Genomic DNA, 17254 nt, shown 5'->3' with positions numbered 1-17254 from the left:
CTTAATATCCTGTTTAAAATACTTCCGACCAATCCTCAAAACTAAAGTCTTCGTCTGAAAACTCAAAGCAATAATTAAAGATTTCTTTTGTATCTCTTTCCTTTACCGAGTAATCCGTTACCCGGTATTTGTGTATTGCCAACATGTTTTTTATTTAAGAATGGTTCTGTTTACGATTTGTTGAATGAAAAATAGGTTACATAAGTCCAGTATACAGATAAAGCATTGATATCTTTTTTCAATTCCTGCAGCCATAGAGAATCTTTAAAATCAAATACATTATCCGGTTTTTTCTCTAAAATATCGTCAATGTCTTTGGATATTGAGATAATTTCATGGTAAAACAATTCGTTCTGCTGCTCAATGGGAGCAATATCTCCTACCATGTCAAAAACTTCTCCTGCTTCCAGGAAAAACAGATCCAGTATTCTTTCAGGATATTTTTCGAAGAAATCTTTCGTGTCCTGTCTGATCCCGGTTATTACCTGTGTGTCGATATCTGCCTGGGTTTCGAGGTAATCTAAAAGATCATAAAATTTCTTTAATCCGTTTTTAAAATCGCCCTTGATGGCGATGGGATGTTCAAAGTTCCATATTTTAGAATTGGACATTTGAGTGTCGGAACCCAAAACTATTTTATGGAATAAAGGAATTTCATAGTTCCATTCCGATACATCACGCAGTTTGGTTAATTCTGTATTTGCGCTGAATAGATAAGATCTGTTCGCCATTAGTTATTAGTTTTTATTAAATGTTGTAATTTCCCAAATCTACGTATTGCACCAATATCCTGCAAGTTGAGGTTTATATTTCCAATATTTTCGTTTCGGTATTTTTATACCTTATTTTTAAGTCTTTAATTTCCTCTTCAAAATCGTTATAGATATCTTCAATTTCTCCGGGATAAAAATGAAGCCAGCGGCTGTGGTTTCTATACATTTCCTGTCCTTCAGCAAGTTTTTTGTTTCTTTTGGATGGGTTGGGGACTAAGATTTTGTTGATGGTTAATTTGTATGGCCTCAAAATCTCAGAGATGATATCAAAGTCCATCGTACTTAATCCGGTATTACAGATTAAAATAGGATCTTCAGAATTAATGATCTCTTTAGAAATGTATTCAAGTTTATTTAATTCAGAATCTTGTGATGAACGATAATTATATTTTTCAAGCAGTTCATAACAATTTACAATTTTAAAACCTGCAAATTCGGAAACGTTTAAATCCGGCTCAGAAATCTGTAAAGTTAAAATGACGCTGATCTTGTTTTTTGATAAGTGCTTTTTTATGAAGTTCATGTTTATTTCTGCATTTAAATATCGATTCTGGGCTGCCCTTTAAGCCATTTTAAGCGTGAAAACCGTATTTTGTTATTCAATATTGTCTAATTTAACCGGAATTAATTCAATAGGATTTTTTAGTATTTCAGATAGCGCAGGCATACTCTTTTTACGTCCGTATGCGCCTTCAAATAAATAACTTCTGTGGGAAAAGCCATAAGAGTTAATGACCAGTTTTAAATAATCGGAAAAAAGCATGGGTTGACAGTCTTCAAAAGTTACCCCGTGATCATCACCGATATACACGAAAGGGTTGTCGTTTTCAAGGTCAAAAGCGGCCATATGATAATCAGAGTAGTAATCAAAAATCTTCAGGCTTTTCCCTGATGTCAGATGAACGGCATGTTCGTGTTTGGTCCAGTCTTCAAACAGGGCCATTTTTAGATCCAGGATCTGAATGGAGCCGTACATTTCTCCACAGCTGCCTGTCATAAGGTTATAAACATTTTTGTCATCATAAAAACTCCGCTGAGTATTGATACTGCAATAGGTCCAGATCAGCTTCAGTTGTCCAAAAATTGAATAAAACTCTTTTATCGCTGCAGGAATATTCTGATTTAATTTTTTTTCAATTTTTTGAAAATCATCAGGTCCATAAGGCCGGCCCGCTGAATAGTAGGCCACCAAAATATCAGGATGTGAAAAAACAGCTCTGAACCTATCCATACAATCTTTGAAAAAGGACTTGAGATATCTGTTTTCTTCCTGTGATTCCATGAGGAGTTCCTGTTCAAACAGGATTTTAGCTTCAGGATATAATTCAAGATGTCTTGAGGCTTTATATCCAAAGTCGTTAACCTGAGTTCCGATAAGGATATAATCGTATTCTTCAGGGGTATATTTATCCCGGATAACATAGCCTCCATGAGCTTCAATATATTCTTTCACTTTTTGTTTGGAACCGAGTGAATATTTTTTAATATCTGATGGTAAAAGGAATCTTTTATCTTTAATTAATCTGTTCATGATGTTTTTAATTAGCCGCTAACGTCTTGATTTATGCACAAATATTCTGTAAATAGACATCTTTGCGTGTTCAATAGGAATTCAGTAAGCTGATGTTATTTTCTGGGACTATTTTTTATGTATTTCGATCGTTTACATTCCCCATATCAGCCCGGATAAATTTTGCAGTGTCCAGGTTTCTGGTTTTACGGTCTTATTGCTGGGCAGCGATTGTAATATCTCTTCTCTCATATCAACCCCCATAATAAAGCCAAGTTGGTTAGTGTATGCTATTTCAAGAAGGGTAAGAAAGGCCCCTGCTATTTCATTCTCGTCATGTTTCAGATTCTCCTTGTCAAGATAAAGGTATTGAAGATCTTCATAAGACATCCAATTGGTAATTCCCATTCTGTCGAAACACAAAAAATTGTTCCAATCATCAAGGTCTTCAATGATTGAATAGGCAAGCGCTTTTTCAGATACTTCAAAATTCCGGGACACTCCGCCTTTTCCAAGGCCTAAATGAGGGAAAAAATCAGCGCAGGTCTTAAAGGTATAATATTCAAAAAACTTGGAAAATTCATAATATCCTTCTAAATTATTACAAAATGCCACCTCAGTGTTTGTATTTTCTGCTTTCTGATATTCGCTGTTTATTTTGAAAGTTTCATCTAATGAATTTGATATTGAAACAATATTTTCAATAGTTTGATTGACGAGCTTTTCGAGTTCCTGTTTAGACAGATGTAAAGTGCTTCCAGTAACATGAGACTTTAAAAATTCCTGGCAATCGGCAGTTAAGTCGCCTGTTTCTCCTTTTAATGCCGGAACGATTTCTTTATAAAATTTTTTGTCATCAAATAAATGCAGTGTGCGCCAATATCCCATTCGTAGTGTTGTTTTGTGATGATTATATAATCTGATTATGCGTCAATGGTAACAGACAATTTTCTTTATGAATGGTATTCCAGAATAGGGGAGTGTATATATCCCCTACGGTATAAATTGCTGTTTTCATGTTGTATTAGTTTTTTATAATCCCAACCTAAAGATTACGATCCGGTTTTCGAAACTTCCTGACTTTGGATGATTTATTATTATGTATGCATAAAGTCAGTAGACTTTGCGCAGCAGGGGGTGAATTATTGCGGATTTGAAAGCACAAAAGTTCAACTTAAACTTAACCTTCCATTTTGCAAAACCTATGTTTTAATCTTCGTAAGGTATTCCGTTTGTTTTACAATATTCTTCTATTTCTGAATCGGTTTTAAAATATTCGTCGCAATATTTATTGAAAATTTCTAATGTGCCTCCTAAAAACTTATCTGAAGCACTTAATAACGCTTCTGTTTGCGAAATAAATTTTTCAAAATCAGGATTCAATTCGCAAAGTTTGTCAATTGTCTTGTATTCTAGATCACGATATTTTGATACAAAATGAATTTCACTCTCATAGGGATTGGACTTCAGCTCAATAATTCCAATTCCAAAAGATTGAGATAATCTTTCCATTTCTCCCAGCAAATTTTTACTAATTTCAAAAGCAACCAGATATCCATAATTTGCCCAGCTTGAATTTGAAACAGCTTGAAAGAAATACTTTTTTAATTCATAATCTGTATTTATTTCTTTTTTGATTTCATATGAGGTAATATTAAAAGCATCAGCTTTATTTACCAATTTCATTAAAGCATTTGAGTTTTTATTTTTCAGATTAACAAAGTCAATCGCAACCATATCAGGATGAACCCATTTTTGATGGTCATCTTTTGTATTCAATGATTTTTCATGAAAAATTGTTTTAGCATAAATGCCTCTACTTTTTAGGTAACTTACTAATAATTTATGAAGGTGTCTTTCGTGAAATGATTTTTTATCTTTTCTAACAACAGATTCCTTGATTTTTTCAATTGGAACATCTAAATTAATTTGATTTTCGTTTTTTGAAGAATAATATAGAAAACCATTTTTAGACTTAAATCTTTTTACACGAGTATCATTTTTTCTAATAAAATGTCCTAATTGTGCTCCAATTGTATCGGTTGGTGTTTTTGCATTGGACCAATCAACATAATTTTTAGCGTTAACTAAATCATGGACTTCAATATATGTAAATGCACCGATATTATCTTCAAGTACTTTTATTATAGCTTCTTTAATGGTCATTGGTTTTGTGTACTGTTATATCTCCAAATATACACAAGTTTTCCCTATGTTAAATAGAATATTGGACAATGCTAATAGCTCAACTCGTTCTGTATACTTCCATTGCTGCCGAACGAATCCTTTCATATGGTTATAGTGATCTTACTTGTTTACCGTTGAAGAAAGCACACTTTCATTAATATCAGCTACCTGGGTACTTTTAATTGATGATTTGAGTAGAGACGTTGTACTTCCACCAATGATGTATAATTTATTGTTATATACTTCCACTGTAGGGTATCTTCTGGGAATCATATTGGAGGATAGCTGATAGAGTTTATTGGTTGTAGTATCAAAATAGGCGAGAAAGCTTTGATTATTAAAACCACCTATAATGAAAATTTTATTACCGGATACCGCTAATGAGTGTCCGGCTATCCCAACAGGCATGGTATATTTATCGACCCAAAGATTAGTTTTGAGGTCGTAAACATTGATCAGACGGGATGGGGTACCATTAAAACCACCAATTACATAAAGTTTATCATTTACAATTTTGCCTCTTGTCTCTTTGGCTGTGGGCATATCGGGTAAGGGATTCCATGTATTTGAAGCAATGTCATAATACTGGAATTTGTTAGAAAATACAGTAGTTGCAGCTCCATTTAGCCCGCTGCCGCCAAACACATATATTTTGCCATTATAGATTGCAGAACCTGCATTTCCTGTGTAAGAGCGATTGGTAGCTCCCTTCGTTATTGTATTGGTTGCAAGGTCTACAATTTCAAGATGGCTGTTTCCCCAGCCGTTAAAAATATAAATTTTATTATCGTAAGTCTCCGAATTGGCAAATCTTCTGGGAAGCAGAGTAGAATTGAGAACACTCCATTTGTTATTGGTAATATTATATTTTTCAATAAATTTTGCATTACCACTGTCTTCCTGATACCCGTTGCTCACATAGATATTGTCATTCACAATTACACTGGTTGTGCCGCCCCTGCCTACAGACATATTGGCGAGAGTTTTAAACTGAAGTGTTTGTGCATGAACTAATATTGAACCTAAAAATGAAAGAATTAATAACTTTTTCAATGATAGTAGTATTTATTTTTATTTAAGTCTCTTTAATTGAATAGCGTGGTTTAAAGATAGGAAAAAGTTGAAGAGAATTCTTTGGTGTTATTTTTGGTATACTGCTGCCGCACGAATCCTTTAGTGCGGCTATAGTATTATAAATTAAACATTCTAATAATATAATCGTGCGGTAACGGAGATATTAAAACTTAAAAATTTATGCTTTGCGTGGGGGAGGAGAATAAAGGATTGAACATTATTTAAGTCTATTCAATGTTACTACACTTTGAAAACCTCCAATTGCTTCAAAAGCTTCATTCTGATGTTGTATGTCTGACCATCCTTTTTTAGCAAGTTCTGCTCTTACTTCTTCCTCTGACCTATCTTTTAGCAGATGATAAAATGTGAAATCAACGACTTCTGGCGGAACTCTTTCAATAACATATTTTGTAAGTACCCTAACTAATTTAAGGTAAACAAAAAGACCAGTTAACCCAAGTTGTATCACCCAAATAACGATCCAGCCAATCCATCCAGTATTTATTTTGTTTACTATAAAGCCTTGTGAAAATCTTATTTGTAAAAAATTAAAAAATCCAATTCTCTCAAGATTATTTGTATTTAGAATTATTTCATATTGAAAATATTCGTTTGAGATATAGGTTAAAAGGATCATCGCACCAAAAAGGTATTGCAACTTATTTAAATCAGTATAGTTTGAAAATCTAATTACATACTTCATTGCAAAGACAAGGGCTGTTGCCACAAGGAATTCAAATAATCCAATGAAGTAAAGTCCTTTTACCGAAAGCAATGCCACCAGAAAACTGGTTAGTAACGAAATGAATATTCCACCCATAATGGGTAATGTTATATTGGGTGTTTTTGTTGGTGTGGGTTGTGGTAAAGTTTCAGGAATTATATAATCATCCCAATTGTTTTTCCTTTCTATTTCCTTTTCAAGATCCTTAAGAGTTTGCAGGTTGAACGTTTTTAAAGTTTCCTGATAAGCATAAATAAACAGCTTAACTCTTTTAGAATTTTTTCCGTTATCCCAGATTTCGCTTCCTAAAGATTCGCTTTTTACTGATACTGCACCGTTCTTATAAGTAGCGGTAATAATTTCAGTCCAACGCTCATTCATCCAACCTGTACATTTATATTTTGCTTCTATATTGTAATCATCTTTATACACAAGATCCCAACCCAGTCTTTCAAATGTTTTTTCTGCGATGGCAATGAAAAGAATTTCGCTGACTGGTGTTCTGAATTCTTCTTTATAGGCAGGAGTAAAACCAAAGCTGTGTTTTTTGGATATTTCTTTTTCGTAGCTTTTAAAGATCTCTTCCATTTTAGTTTTCAGATGTGATTATTAGTTTAAAGTTTTATGAATAAGCAGTCAAAGATAAATCATTCTTTAATGTTCTGAAAATATTTAAAAATAGTATTAAGTTTTCGGAATCTTCTGAAGAATTTATGAAGAGTGTCAAATGCTATCTTTTTTAGATCAAACTTTTGAACTCTTTCCTTTCCAGAAGAAGGTACGCTGCATCCAGCATTTTGGTGAGATGAATGTACGGGCTTATCATATTCCTTTCCGGAAGATGGTCATAGATGCCCAGTGAGAAATAGACCATTCCGGAAATAAAATAATCAAATTCCTTGATGCTGTATTCCTTGAATGCTTTTTTAAAGACCAGCAGAGGATTTTGGTATTCTTTCTCAGAAAGCAAGCCCAGAACCAACGGAGAGACCTCTTCCAACTGGGTATTGAGAGCCCATTTCTTTTCATTCAGCATGATGAAGTAGCCTGCACGGATGAATGACCGCATCGCCTGGTGAAAATGAAAGATGACGGACGGATCTTCTTTTATCCAGCTATTTCTTTTAACAGCATAATTCATAATGTTGTTTAGCAGTTCTTTGGATGCTGCCAGGTCATTGAGCTGAAAAAACGTCTCCATCTGCTGTAAGCCGCAGTGCTTCTTCCGGCCTTTCCCCAGCCGGGATGTAAAGTCTGTTCTGGTTTTTTTCATGAGTCTGTATTTTTTTAGTGTACGATTTTACTGGCTGTAAAGGAGGAAGCCTACCTGAACTTCCTGCCCTTACAAGCCTAATGAATATGATAGAATTTGTGTCTTTCTAAAAGCCCTAAAGCCGCAATGGATTGTACACCCCATTGTACCGTATCATGATACTTTATGTGGTAAAGCAGGCTTAGAAAAAATGATTGTAGAAAAGCAGAACAGCATGAAAATAAAAACGGCATGAGACTCTACAATATCCGACTTGAGGTACTGGTATACCGTGCAACAGATAAGAGAGCCCACGCCTAGGTCGTGAGCTTCTAGCTTATCGTCTCGTTGCTTTTAAATTACCAGTTTTCAAGTCGAGATTCTAAGCAATAGCTTCTATATTTCTTTGAAGTATCGCAAAATTACTCTAATGAGTAATCTTTTCCAAATATAAGAAAAATATCTTTATATTACCGAATTCGGTAATGATAATTTATGCTAATAATTACAATTTGCACTAAACAGTGCGATTATGAACGAGTTTAAGACTGATGAAATCAAAAGAATGGTCTCAGAAAAAATAAAGGAAATAAAAGGTGAAACTCCTTATTCTAAGGTTTCTGAAAGATGTAATGTTACAGCTGCAAGAATTAGCGATGTTGCTAATAACAAGATTGATTGTCAACTCAGTACTTTCATTGAAATTGCAACCGGACTAAGAATACACCCCAAAGAATTATTTGATATTGTTTTTGATTTTGAAGAATATTATTCTGAATTGGATAAATAAAATAAGCTCTGAAGTCTTGACTTCGGAGCTTATTTTATTTTATTGGCTCAAAATCTCCCGACTTTGAGCAGCGTGGCGAGATTTGAGATTTGTTTTTATTAGAGAATAACACATTGCGCTTTGCGAAGGCGGGATGGCAATAAATTTTATTTGCACGAATCCTAGCTTTTGAAAAATGGTTGTTATGAGATTTTATTGTTTATTAAAAAATGTTTTTGTTTCTTTTATTGTTTCTAACATTTTTCTATTGAAATCTAATTCTAAATTTATAACATCTTTACACCAGTCAGGTCCAATCTTCATTAATTCTAAAAATTTTAAAAGGCATTCTTCTATTTCTTTATCCGTTGAAATATTATTATCTACTTCATTAATTAAATTGTTTAATTTCTTTTTTAAATGTTCTATATTTTCTGAATTACTCTCTGCTACTTTATCAGAGGAAATCATGATTTCCTCTATACCTAATTTCTCTCCCTTAAAGAATTTTAAAATATCATTTTCAGTTGGGTTCCAATTCATAAATTTACAATAAGAAAAATTTTCTGAAATAATTTCCTTTTCTGTTACTATGCTTGGAAATTTCGCTTGTATTCCAGAAAGCCTAAAGGCTAATACAACAGCTCGTCCAATAAGGTCAAGAGAGTGATTATCTCCATGTTCTTGAATTTCAAATAACAATCCATCTTTTTCATAAGTTACCCCATGCCTTATACCAAACTTACTTTGAGGTTTTATACCTAATTGAGTCACATTATTTAAAAAAGTTAAATGCCAAGCAGCCTTAAATACTTTATCAGCAATTTTCCTTTTGTTTCTGTCTAAATCAACATCAAACCAAGCTAAAAAACCATCCCCTGTCCATTTAATAAATGTTCCTCCAAATGAATTAACAAGATTATTAGCTGTCCAGTAAAGTCTTGGTAAGTACTCTTCAATATCGTTTACAGAATCATTTGAGTTTAAATAACTTGATGACTTTATTACATCACAAACCCAAACGATTCCCTTTTTTCTTTCAAATTTAAACTCTTTAAATGTATTCATATTAGTCTTATAAAATTATTCTTAACGGAAAAATATTGATGGCAAAAAAGTTATGGATTTTTCAATTCAGATTTTAATTTCGCATTTTGCCGATACAATGTTGTGTGGTGTTTTTTTATTTAGTATTATTTACTGACATTATAACAATTTCTTCTGGTGTAAATAATTTAAACATTGCATTATATATTTTTTGGCCATGTTTCTGAATGGCTGTTTTTAAATATTCAATAGAATAATTTATTAAATTTTCAAACCTAATTAAATCTTCATTTGAAAATGAGTGCTGTTTTAATTGTCTAAATCTCATTTGAGATTGTTCAGGACTCTTATTTTTAGGAATTAGCATATAGGCAATTCCAACTTCACTTTCAGTATCTCCACGATGAGCAATAAATTGATGTCTTAAATTCATAAGAAAATCATGGGTAGCCATTAATTCAGAATCTTTTTCGATAAAGTTTTTTGCTTCTAATTTTGGGAATTTATTTTTTGAAGCATCAGTGTAACACTTTCCATATAGCGAAATAAGAGAATATGTTAATGAAGATTTTATAATTGGATCTGGGTTCGTTTTCAAAATTCTTATATATTCAAGAGACATTTCTAAATCTTCCTTCATTGAACAGTATGCAATAAATTTTTTTGACAAAAAGCTAGGAATTACACTTATGTAATATTTATAAGCATACTCCTTCCGAGTGGTTTTAATTAATTCAATTAATCTTTGATTCTTTTTATCCATGAAGTTTTGATGAAATATCACATAACGGAAAAAGTAATGGCGATGTGCGGGCTAAAGTTGAACTTTAGTTCAATTTTTGACCAAACATAGCGAATGTTTTTTCAATACTACTAACTTACAAAAAAATACAGAATTGAAAAGCATGAATGGAATGGAAAATCTGCTTTTCAATTTTAGACTTTTCTCTATATTTTGCCAATACAATGTTAGCTGACATATTTTTGAGCAATTAGCCTAATGTCTTCCATATTGAGTTTTTCATTTTTTTTCTCAATGCCAAATTCCGATTCCAATTTGTTTATAGTCTCTGAATCAAGTTGTTCAATTTCTAAGTCAGGTAAAGTCTCATTATTTAAATCTTCATGAAGAATTGCTTCAGTGTCAATTATTTCTTCTAATGTTTCGATGTAGCTGGTGAATGGTGATCTTATATATTCTCCCCAAATTTCATTTTCATTATAATCTTTTGCTTTTCTTTTGAAATTTGTTTTAATGTTTATTCGATAAATATCGAAATTTTTTCTTCGTATTTGAGCCTGCCAAAATTCTTTGGATCCTGGTGTTGAATGTTTCTTATCAGATAGAATATTATATCCTAATTCATATATAATAAATTCGAAAAGATAAGTCAAATTACCACTTCTTTCATTTTTTGAGTAAGTTCCAGTAATTTCAAAATATTCTATTTTATGGTATGTTGTTAACTTACCATTTATTAATGACAATAAATCTAATTGTGTCCTATCTATTAATTTTATTGAAGATTTATCGTTTGATATTTTGATAACTTGAAATCTTCTAGATGAAATCGCAGTTGGAATGTAATCTGTATATAATTTTCCATAAGACTCTTGCAGAAAATAATCAATATTTATTTGCTCTGATTTTCTAACTAAAGGCATTATTTTAAAAGAGGTTGTTATAAATATGTCAGCTAACAACCAAATTTACACATTGCGTCAATATAATATATATAATTATGCTAATATTGTTTTGATTTTAGCTTTCTACTTGTCAATCATTAAATATAAAATATAAATATACTATTTCCCTACGGAAAACCATAATCCAAACAAAAAACCGCCCCACAAAAGTAGAACGGTTTATATATTAAATTGTCTCAGCGACACGCTGTTACATCATTCCCGGCATTCCACCACCCATTGGCATAGCTGGTTCTGCGCTCTTCACTTCAGTGATTACACATTCAGTTGTAAGAAGCATACCTGAAACAGAAGCTGCGTTTTCAAGGGCAACTCTTGTTACTTTGGTAGGGTCAATGATACCTGCTTCAAGCATGTTTACGTACTCGTCAGTTTTTGCGTTGTATCCGAAGTCACCAGTTCCTTCTGCTACTTTAGCAACGATTACGGAACCTTCACCTCCTGCGTTGGCAACGATTTGTCTTAATGGCTCTTCAATCGCTCTCTTAACGATTTTGATACCTGTTGTTTCGTCTGCATTAGCACCTGAAAGGTTTTCTAAAGACTTGATGGCTCTTACTAAAGCAACACCACCTCCGGCAACGATACCTTCTTCAACCGCTGCTCTTGTAGCGTGAAGGGCATCATCTACTCTGTCTTTTTTCTCTTTCATTTCCACTTCAGAAGCAGCACCTACGTAAAGTACAGCAACACCACCAGCTAACTTAGCTAATCTTTCCTGAAGTTTCTCTCTGTCGTAGTCAGAAGTTGTAGTTTCCATCTGAGCTTTGATCTGAGCTACTCTTCCTTTGATTTTAGCTTCGTCGCCACCACCGTTTACAACAGTTGTGTTGTCTTTGTCAATCGTTACTTTCTCAGCAGTACCCAGCATATCCAGAGTAATGTTCTCCATGGTGAAACCTTGCTCTTCAGAGATCACCTGACCACCTGTAAGGATCGCGATATCTTCAAGCATTGCTTTTCTTCTGTCTCCGAATCCTGGAGCTTTTACGGCAGCAATTTTAAGAGAACCTCTTAATTTGTTTACTACCAATGTAGCTAAAGCTTCCCCTTCAACTTCTTCAGAGATAATTAATAAAGACTTACCGCCTTGTGCGATTGGCTCAAGAACAGGAAGCAATTCCTTCATAGAAGAGATTTTCTTCTCAACCAAAAGGATATATGGGTTTTCAAGTTCAGCTAACATTTTTTCAGGGTTAGTCACGAAGTATGGCGACTGGTATCCTCTGTCAAACTGCATACCTTCTACAACATCTACTGTTGTATCGATACCTTTAGCTTCTTCTACAGTGATTACTCCTTCTTTACCTACTTTTCCGAAGGCTTCAGCGATTAGAGAACCGATGGTTTCGTCATTATTAGCAGAAACAGAAGCCACCTGCTTAATTTTATCTGTAGAATCTCCTACAGCCTGAGACTGTGATTTAAGGTTTTCAACAACAGCAGTTACCGCTTTGTCAATACCTCTTTTAAGATCCATTGGGTTAGCTCCGGCAGCTACGTTCTTAAGACCTTCTCTTACGATAGCCTGAGCAAGAACCGTAGCGGTAGTAGTACCGTCACCAGCAATATCATTGGTTTTGGAAGCTACTTCCTTAACCATCTGAGCCCCCATGTTTTCTACTTTATCTTCAAGTTCGATTTCTTTTGCTACAGAAACACCATCCTTCGTTACGTGTGGAGCACCGAAAGATTTTTCAATCACTACGTTTCTTCCCTTAGGACCTAAAGTTACTTTTACTGCATTAGCCAATGCATCTACACCTCTTTTTAAAGCGTCTCTTGATTCAATATCGAATTTTATTTCTTTTGCCATAATGTTAAGCTTTAAGCTTTAGGCAGTAAGCAATAAGCTTTTGCCTTGAAGCTGTTAATTATTATTTAATAATTTTTTTCTAAGTTGTATAAGTTTTTGTCTGATTAAATTCAGTTTAGGATTAAGGCTTAATAATTTTTCTTCGGTTGTAAAACCCAGATCACAAGAGAGAAGAAGTAAATATTCTGTTTCGTTTGTAGAACCAATACTTATTTCTAAAAATCTTGCAAATTCTTTATCTGTAGATCTTCCACAACCTTCGGCAATATTTGTTGGGATAGAGACGGATGCTCTTCTTATTTGAGACGTAAGACCAAAAAGTTCAGATTTTGGAAAGTTTTCAGAAGTAGTATAAATTTCTTTTACCAACTCATGAGCAATTTTCCAGATATCATATTTTTTGTAGTCTCTCATTGCCTATTGCTTATAGCCTAATGCCTACTGTATCTTATCCAATAATTCCTAGTAGATCAGCCTCTCTTACGATTAAATAATCCTTCCCGTCTAGCTTTAATTCAGAACCTGAATATTTCCCATAAAGAACTTTGTCACCTACCTGAACAGTTGTAGGCTCATCTTTTTTACCAGGACCTACTGCCACTACAGTACCTTCTTGCGGTTTTTCTTTCGCAGTGTCCGGAATAATAATACCTGAAGCTGTTTTAGTTTCTGCAGCAATCGGCTCGATAAGAACTCTGTCTGCCAATGGTTTAAAGTTTACTGACATAATATATTTATTTTTTAATTATTTCTCTCTAGTAATTCTCTAAATGTATGCCACAGGCAGGGGGTGGATGAAATGGCAGAGTTTTATTACTCAGTGTGAAAATTTGGCAGAAAAATAAAAAGCCGGAAAATTTCCGGCTGATGTTTTACATTGAATGATTCCTTAGATTAAGGACAATACTGTCCCGGCCGATCCATAAGATACATTTTCCCTGATTGTTGTAATCGCAGCAGACAATTCTTCCGCCGCCATGAATAGATTTTTGGGCTTCTTTGCTTAATGATTTTAGATTTTTCATACCATATATTTTATTGTTCTGTATTCCTGAACATTTAAAGTCAATCAGGAGCTTTGACATTTGGTGTTATGAAGTATTCCAAAGGTAAAGCTTTTTGCCCTGCATGCCGTGTACAGTATGTAGCCCCGTTCAGGTGATTGGTATCTGCTGGATTTCTGGAAAATCATTATCGCTGAATAGGTTCCATCATCATTTTTCTTCCTCCCATATCTATTTCCTGCTTCAGGACTTTTCTTGTTTCGGGATCTATGTAATAAGTGACGGTTGATGTTTTATCACTAATATCATCCGTTGTTTTTACAGCCCAGACTTTCTTTCCGTTGAGATCGGTTTTTTGTACTCCTGATATGTAGGCTTTTATGATTCCTTTTTTGGCAGCCGGGTTATAATCAAAAATAGAAAGTTCCGCGGTGTAGTTTTCTTTAAGCGGCAGATACCGGAGAAGAGAAGGATAGCTGCTGCTGTCGAAATAATTTTCCCCCGGCATATCAATAGTTTCTTTCTGTTGTGTTTTTTTGTCGAGGTAATATCCGGTGATTTTGTTTTTCCCGGATTGAAGTACCATATCTCTCATCGGATTATAAGAGGAATGATAAACCGGTTGAAAATCCGCTGTTTTTACGATCGTGGAATCTATCCAGCTTCCATTCATCTGCTTCATTTTAACAGTAGTTTTAATGAGCAGATCTGTTTTGTTGATTTTTTTTAATTCATTAATGATACTCCCGATCTCCATTTTATTTCCGGCATTTTCAGCATACCATGAAAATTCTGAAACTTCATCTTTGATCAGTTTCGGATCTATCTTGTTTTGTTTAGGAGTAAGCAGGCTTTGAGAAAATAAATTAGCACTGCTTATGATTAAAAGGAAAAGAAAATTTTTCATAATTTTTTTAATCAATAAGTAGTGCTAGGTATTGTAAAAGTTACAAAGTGCTGGCTGTTAACTTTTTCCGGCGGCCTGCATCGGGTTGGTTTTGCCGTTTGAGCCACCTCTTACAGGGCCGTCCTGCTTCTGTTTGAATAACTGGAATTTCGAAACCTGACTGTCTGTACCATTGCTGCTCCAGAAATTATTGGAAGTATCAATATCAGCAGTTTCTCTCATAGGATCAAGCTGAATTGATTTTACTTTTTTGTCGAAATAATACGTCTTCGAAACCTTCTGTTCATTATGTCTCCAGATCTGGGCAGATGATTTGTCATAGGCTTTAGTACCGTCTTCAAACGTAAATTCAAGGATGATTGGCATTACCAGTCCGCCTTTATTAACGAAATCAATCTGGTATCCGGTCATATTTTTAAACCTCTCTTTATCTTTTGTATCCAGAGCAGGAGTTGCTTCAGTTTTGGTGGTATATTCTTTGTCCTGATTTACTTTTTCCTGGCCTCTGTCATATCGATAATAGAAATCCTGTGCTTCCTTATCTTTATCTACATAGAATGAAATATTTTTATCTTCCCTGTTTCTGATCTTTGAAATATCTTCAAACTCATTCTGCAGAGGTTTTTCTACTTTATATTTTGTTTCTTTGGCCTCTTTCGGAGGGGTATTCAGATCTGGTGCAGCCATCGTTACTTTATCAATAGCAATATCTACAGGATCTGTTCCGTAGAACCATCCTCTCCAGAACCAGTCAAGGTCTTCACCGCTGGCATCTTCCATGGTACGGAAGAAATCGGCAGGTTCAGGATGTTTGAAAGCCCATCTTTTGGCATATGTTTTAAAAGCTTTGTCAAATAACTCTCTTCCCATGATTGTTTCACGAAGAATATTAAGTCCTGTAGCAGGTTTTGAATAGGCATTCGGCCCAAACTGAATAATATTTTCAGAGTTGCTCATGATAGGCTCCAGCTGGTTCTTTGGAAGCTTCATATAATCCACGATCGTCCAGGCTGGTCCTCTTTTTGACGGGAATTTATTATCCCATTTTTCTTCCGTAAGATATTCGGTAAACGTATTCAGTCCTTCATCCATCCAGCTCCATTGTCTTTCATCGGAATTGATGATCATTGGGAAAAAATTATGACCAACCTCGTGAATGATTACCCCGATCATTCCGTTTTTAGTACCCTCAGAATATGTTCCGTCTTTTTCCGTTCTCCCGAAGTTGAAACAGATCATCGGATATTCCATTCCGTTGGCCGCTTCTACAGACTGCGCAACAGGGTAGGGGTAAGGAATGGTAAATTCTGAATAGGTTTTAATCGTATGGGCAACCGCTTTGGTAGAGAATTTTCTGTACAGACCATAGGCTTCTTTCGGATAAAAACTCATCGCCATTACCTTATTATTGTTTTCAGGAATGGTTACTCTCATTCCGTCCCAGACAAATTTTCTTGAAGAAGTCCAGGCAAAATCTCTCACATCGTTAGCTTCAAATACCCAGGTTTTTCTTTGCTTTGAATGATTTTTCTCTGCTTTTTTAGCATCTTCCAGCGTTACAATTTCAATCGGTTCTGCAGCATTTTCAGCTTTGCGGTATCTGGACATCTGGTCGGAAGTCAGTACCTGCTCGTAATTCTTACATTCTCCGGTTCCGCCAACAATATGATCGGCCGGAACATTCATTGAAACTTTAAAATTTCCGAATACCAAAGCAAATTCACCTCTTCCCGTAAACTGGTGGTTTTGCCAGCCCTGGAAATCACTGTAAACACACATTCTTGGGTACCATTGGGTCATGGTATAAAGATCATTGCCGTCTTCCTTAAAGTTTTCATAGCCTCCACGGCCACCCATCTGGATACGGTTCGGTATATTGTAGTTCCAGTCTATTTTGAAGACAATTTTTTCACCCTTCTTTAAAACCTTCGGAAGATCAATACGCATCATCGTTTTGTTGACTGTATATTTCAACGGGCTTCCGGAAGCGTCTGTTATTCTTTCAATATTAACACCATAACCGTTGTCTTTTTCCGGAAGTTCGGTTACTTTCAACTGGTTGTCATTCATTGATGAAGGAAGGGTAGAGGAGGTTGGGTAACCTGCATTTTTTACTGTAGACTGTTCATTTTCGTCCAGCTGAAGCCAAAGATAGTCCAGATCATCCGGAGAATTGTTGTAATAGGTAATTGTTTCAGATCCTTTCAGGTTTCTTTTATCCTCATCAAGGTAAGCCGTGATATTATAATCTGCCCTGTTCTGCCAGTATCCATGACCCGGTGCTCCCGAGGCAGTTCTGTAAATATTAGGCGTAGGAAGAATAGTTCCCAGCTGCTCAAACTTATTTCCATGGTTGCTTCCCGGATTATTTAGGATATTCTGTGCGGTGATTCCTGTATACGTAAATACAGCAAATGAAAGGACGGCTGCTTTTAGCTTCATGACCGAAATGATTTAAGGATGATCAAAGATAATAATATTTAA

At 34.7% G+C, this 17254-nt stretch carries 19 protein-coding genes; 1 reads left to right on the top strand and 18 read right to left on the bottom strand.

Features of this window, described 5'->3' with window-relative positions; genetic code table 11:
* Nucleotides 1–13: 13 nt before the first annotated feature.
* The 9 genes from J2Y40_RS13770 to J2Y40_RS13730 form a co-directional block, all read right to left on the bottom strand.
* Nucleotides 14–145: a hypothetical protein gene (locus tag J2Y40_RS13770; RefSeq protein ID WP_262885780.1), complete on the bottom strand. Its 132-nt coding sequence runs from the start codon at nt 143–145 to the stop codon at nt 14–16.
* Between the two features lie 25 nt (nt 146–170).
* On the bottom strand, nt 171–731 hold the full coding sequence (locus J2Y40_RS13765; protein WP_309999507.1) for a hypothetical protein: 561 nt from the start codon (nt 729–731) through the stop codon (nt 171–173).
* A 73-nt stretch (nt 732–804) separates the two neighbouring features.
* Nucleotides 805–1296: a hypothetical protein gene (locus J2Y40_RS13760; RefSeq protein ID WP_309999506.1), complete on the bottom strand. Its 492-nt coding sequence runs from the start codon at nt 1294–1296 to the stop codon at nt 805–807.
* Between the two features lie 72 nt (nt 1297–1368).
* On the bottom strand, nt 1369–2304 hold the full coding sequence (locus J2Y40_RS13755) for a hypothetical protein (protein ID WP_309999505.1): 936 nt from the start codon (nt 2302–2304) through the stop codon (nt 1369–1371).
* Nucleotides 2305–2436: 132 nt separating this feature from the next.
* The gene (locus tag J2Y40_RS13750) at nt 2437–3171 is read right to left on the bottom strand and encodes a hypothetical protein (protein WP_309999504.1); all 735 of its coding nucleotides are present in this window, start codon (nt 3169–3171) and stop codon (nt 2437–2439) included.
* Nucleotides 3172–3492: 321 nt separating this feature from the next.
* Entirely contained in the window at nt 3493–4449 is a 957-nt protein-coding gene (locus J2Y40_RS13745; RefSeq protein WP_309999503.1) for an HTH domain-containing protein, read from the bottom strand.
* A gap of 141 nt (nt 4450–4590) precedes the next feature.
* On the bottom strand, nt 4591–5523 hold the full coding sequence (locus J2Y40_RS13740) for a kelch repeat-containing protein (protein ID WP_309999501.1): 933 nt from the start codon (nt 5521–5523) through the stop codon (nt 4591–4593).
* A 238-nt stretch (nt 5524–5761) separates the two neighbouring features.
* Nucleotides 5762–6856, bottom strand: a complete 1095-nt coding sequence (locus J2Y40_RS13735) for a hypothetical protein (protein ID WP_153395627.1) — start codon at nt 6854–6856, stop codon at nt 5762–5764.
* 151 nt (nt 6857–7007) lie between these two features.
* A complete protein-coding gene (locus J2Y40_RS13730; protein ID WP_309999498.1) occupies nt 7008–7541 on the bottom strand; it encodes a hypothetical protein in 534 nt (177 codons plus the stop codon).
* Between the two features lie 511 nt (nt 7542–8052).
* Here J2Y40_RS13730 and J2Y40_RS13725 point away from each other — a divergent pair.
* On the top strand, nt 8053–8310 hold the full coding sequence (locus tag J2Y40_RS13725) for an XRE family transcriptional regulator (RefSeq protein ID WP_110367960.1): 258 nt from the start codon (nt 8053–8055) through the stop codon (nt 8308–8310).
* A gap of 192 nt (nt 8311–8502) precedes the next feature.
* Here J2Y40_RS13725 and J2Y40_RS13720 read toward each other — a convergent pair whose 3' ends face one another.
* From J2Y40_RS13720 to J2Y40_RS13680, 9 genes are all read right to left on the bottom strand, one after another.
* Nucleotides 8503–9357, bottom strand: a complete 855-nt coding sequence (locus tag J2Y40_RS13720) for a hypothetical protein (protein WP_309999496.1) — start codon at nt 9355–9357, stop codon at nt 8503–8505.
* Nucleotides 9358–9472: 115 nt separating this feature from the next.
* A complete protein-coding gene (locus J2Y40_RS13715) occupies nt 9473–10099 on the bottom strand; it encodes a hypothetical protein (protein ID WP_309999494.1) in 627 nt (208 codons plus the stop codon).
* A 206-nt stretch (nt 10100–10305) separates the two neighbouring features.
* On the bottom strand, nt 10306–11001 hold the full coding sequence (locus J2Y40_RS13710; protein ID WP_309999493.1) for a hypothetical protein: 696 nt from the start codon (nt 10999–11001) through the stop codon (nt 10306–10308).
* Between the two features lie 232 nt (nt 11002–11233).
* On the bottom strand, nt 11234–12859 hold the full coding sequence (groL, locus tag J2Y40_RS13705) for a chaperonin GroEL (protein ID WP_309999491.1): 1626 nt from the start codon (nt 12857–12859) through the stop codon (nt 11234–11236).
* A gap of 54 nt (nt 12860–12913) precedes the next feature.
* Complete coding sequence (locus tag J2Y40_RS13700; protein ID WP_153395617.1) at nt 12914–13273, bottom strand: four helix bundle protein; 360 nt, start codon at nt 13271–13273, stop codon at nt 12914–12916.
* Between the two features lie 34 nt (nt 13274–13307).
* Nucleotides 13308–13586, bottom strand: a complete 279-nt coding sequence (groES, locus tag J2Y40_RS13695) for a co-chaperone GroES (protein WP_153395615.1) — start codon at nt 13584–13586, stop codon at nt 13308–13310.
* A 145-nt stretch (nt 13587–13731) separates the two neighbouring features.
* Complete coding sequence (locus tag J2Y40_RS13690; protein ID WP_309999489.1) at nt 13732–13884, bottom strand: bacteriocin-like protein; 153 nt, start codon at nt 13882–13884, stop codon at nt 13732–13734.
* Between the two features lie 166 nt (nt 13885–14050).
* Nucleotides 14051–14770 (bottom strand): hypothetical protein, encoded by a 720-nt coding sequence (locus tag J2Y40_RS13685; protein ID WP_153395613.1) that lies wholly within the window; start codon nt 14768–14770, stop codon nt 14051–14053.
* A gap of 57 nt (nt 14771–14827) precedes the next feature.
* Entirely contained in the window at nt 14828–17212 is a 2385-nt protein-coding gene (locus tag J2Y40_RS13680) for a M1 family metallopeptidase (RefSeq protein WP_309999488.1), read from the bottom strand.
* Between the last annotated feature and the right edge of the window lie 42 nt (nt 17213–17254).

The organism is Chryseobacterium sp. 2987 (assembly GCF_031456375.1).
In the GTDB taxonomy this organism is placed as follows: domain Bacteria; phylum Bacteroidota; class Bacteroidia; order Flavobacteriales; family Weeksellaceae; genus Chryseobacterium; species Chryseobacterium vaccae.
This window is presented reverse-complemented; position numbering and strand designations above follow the sequence as displayed.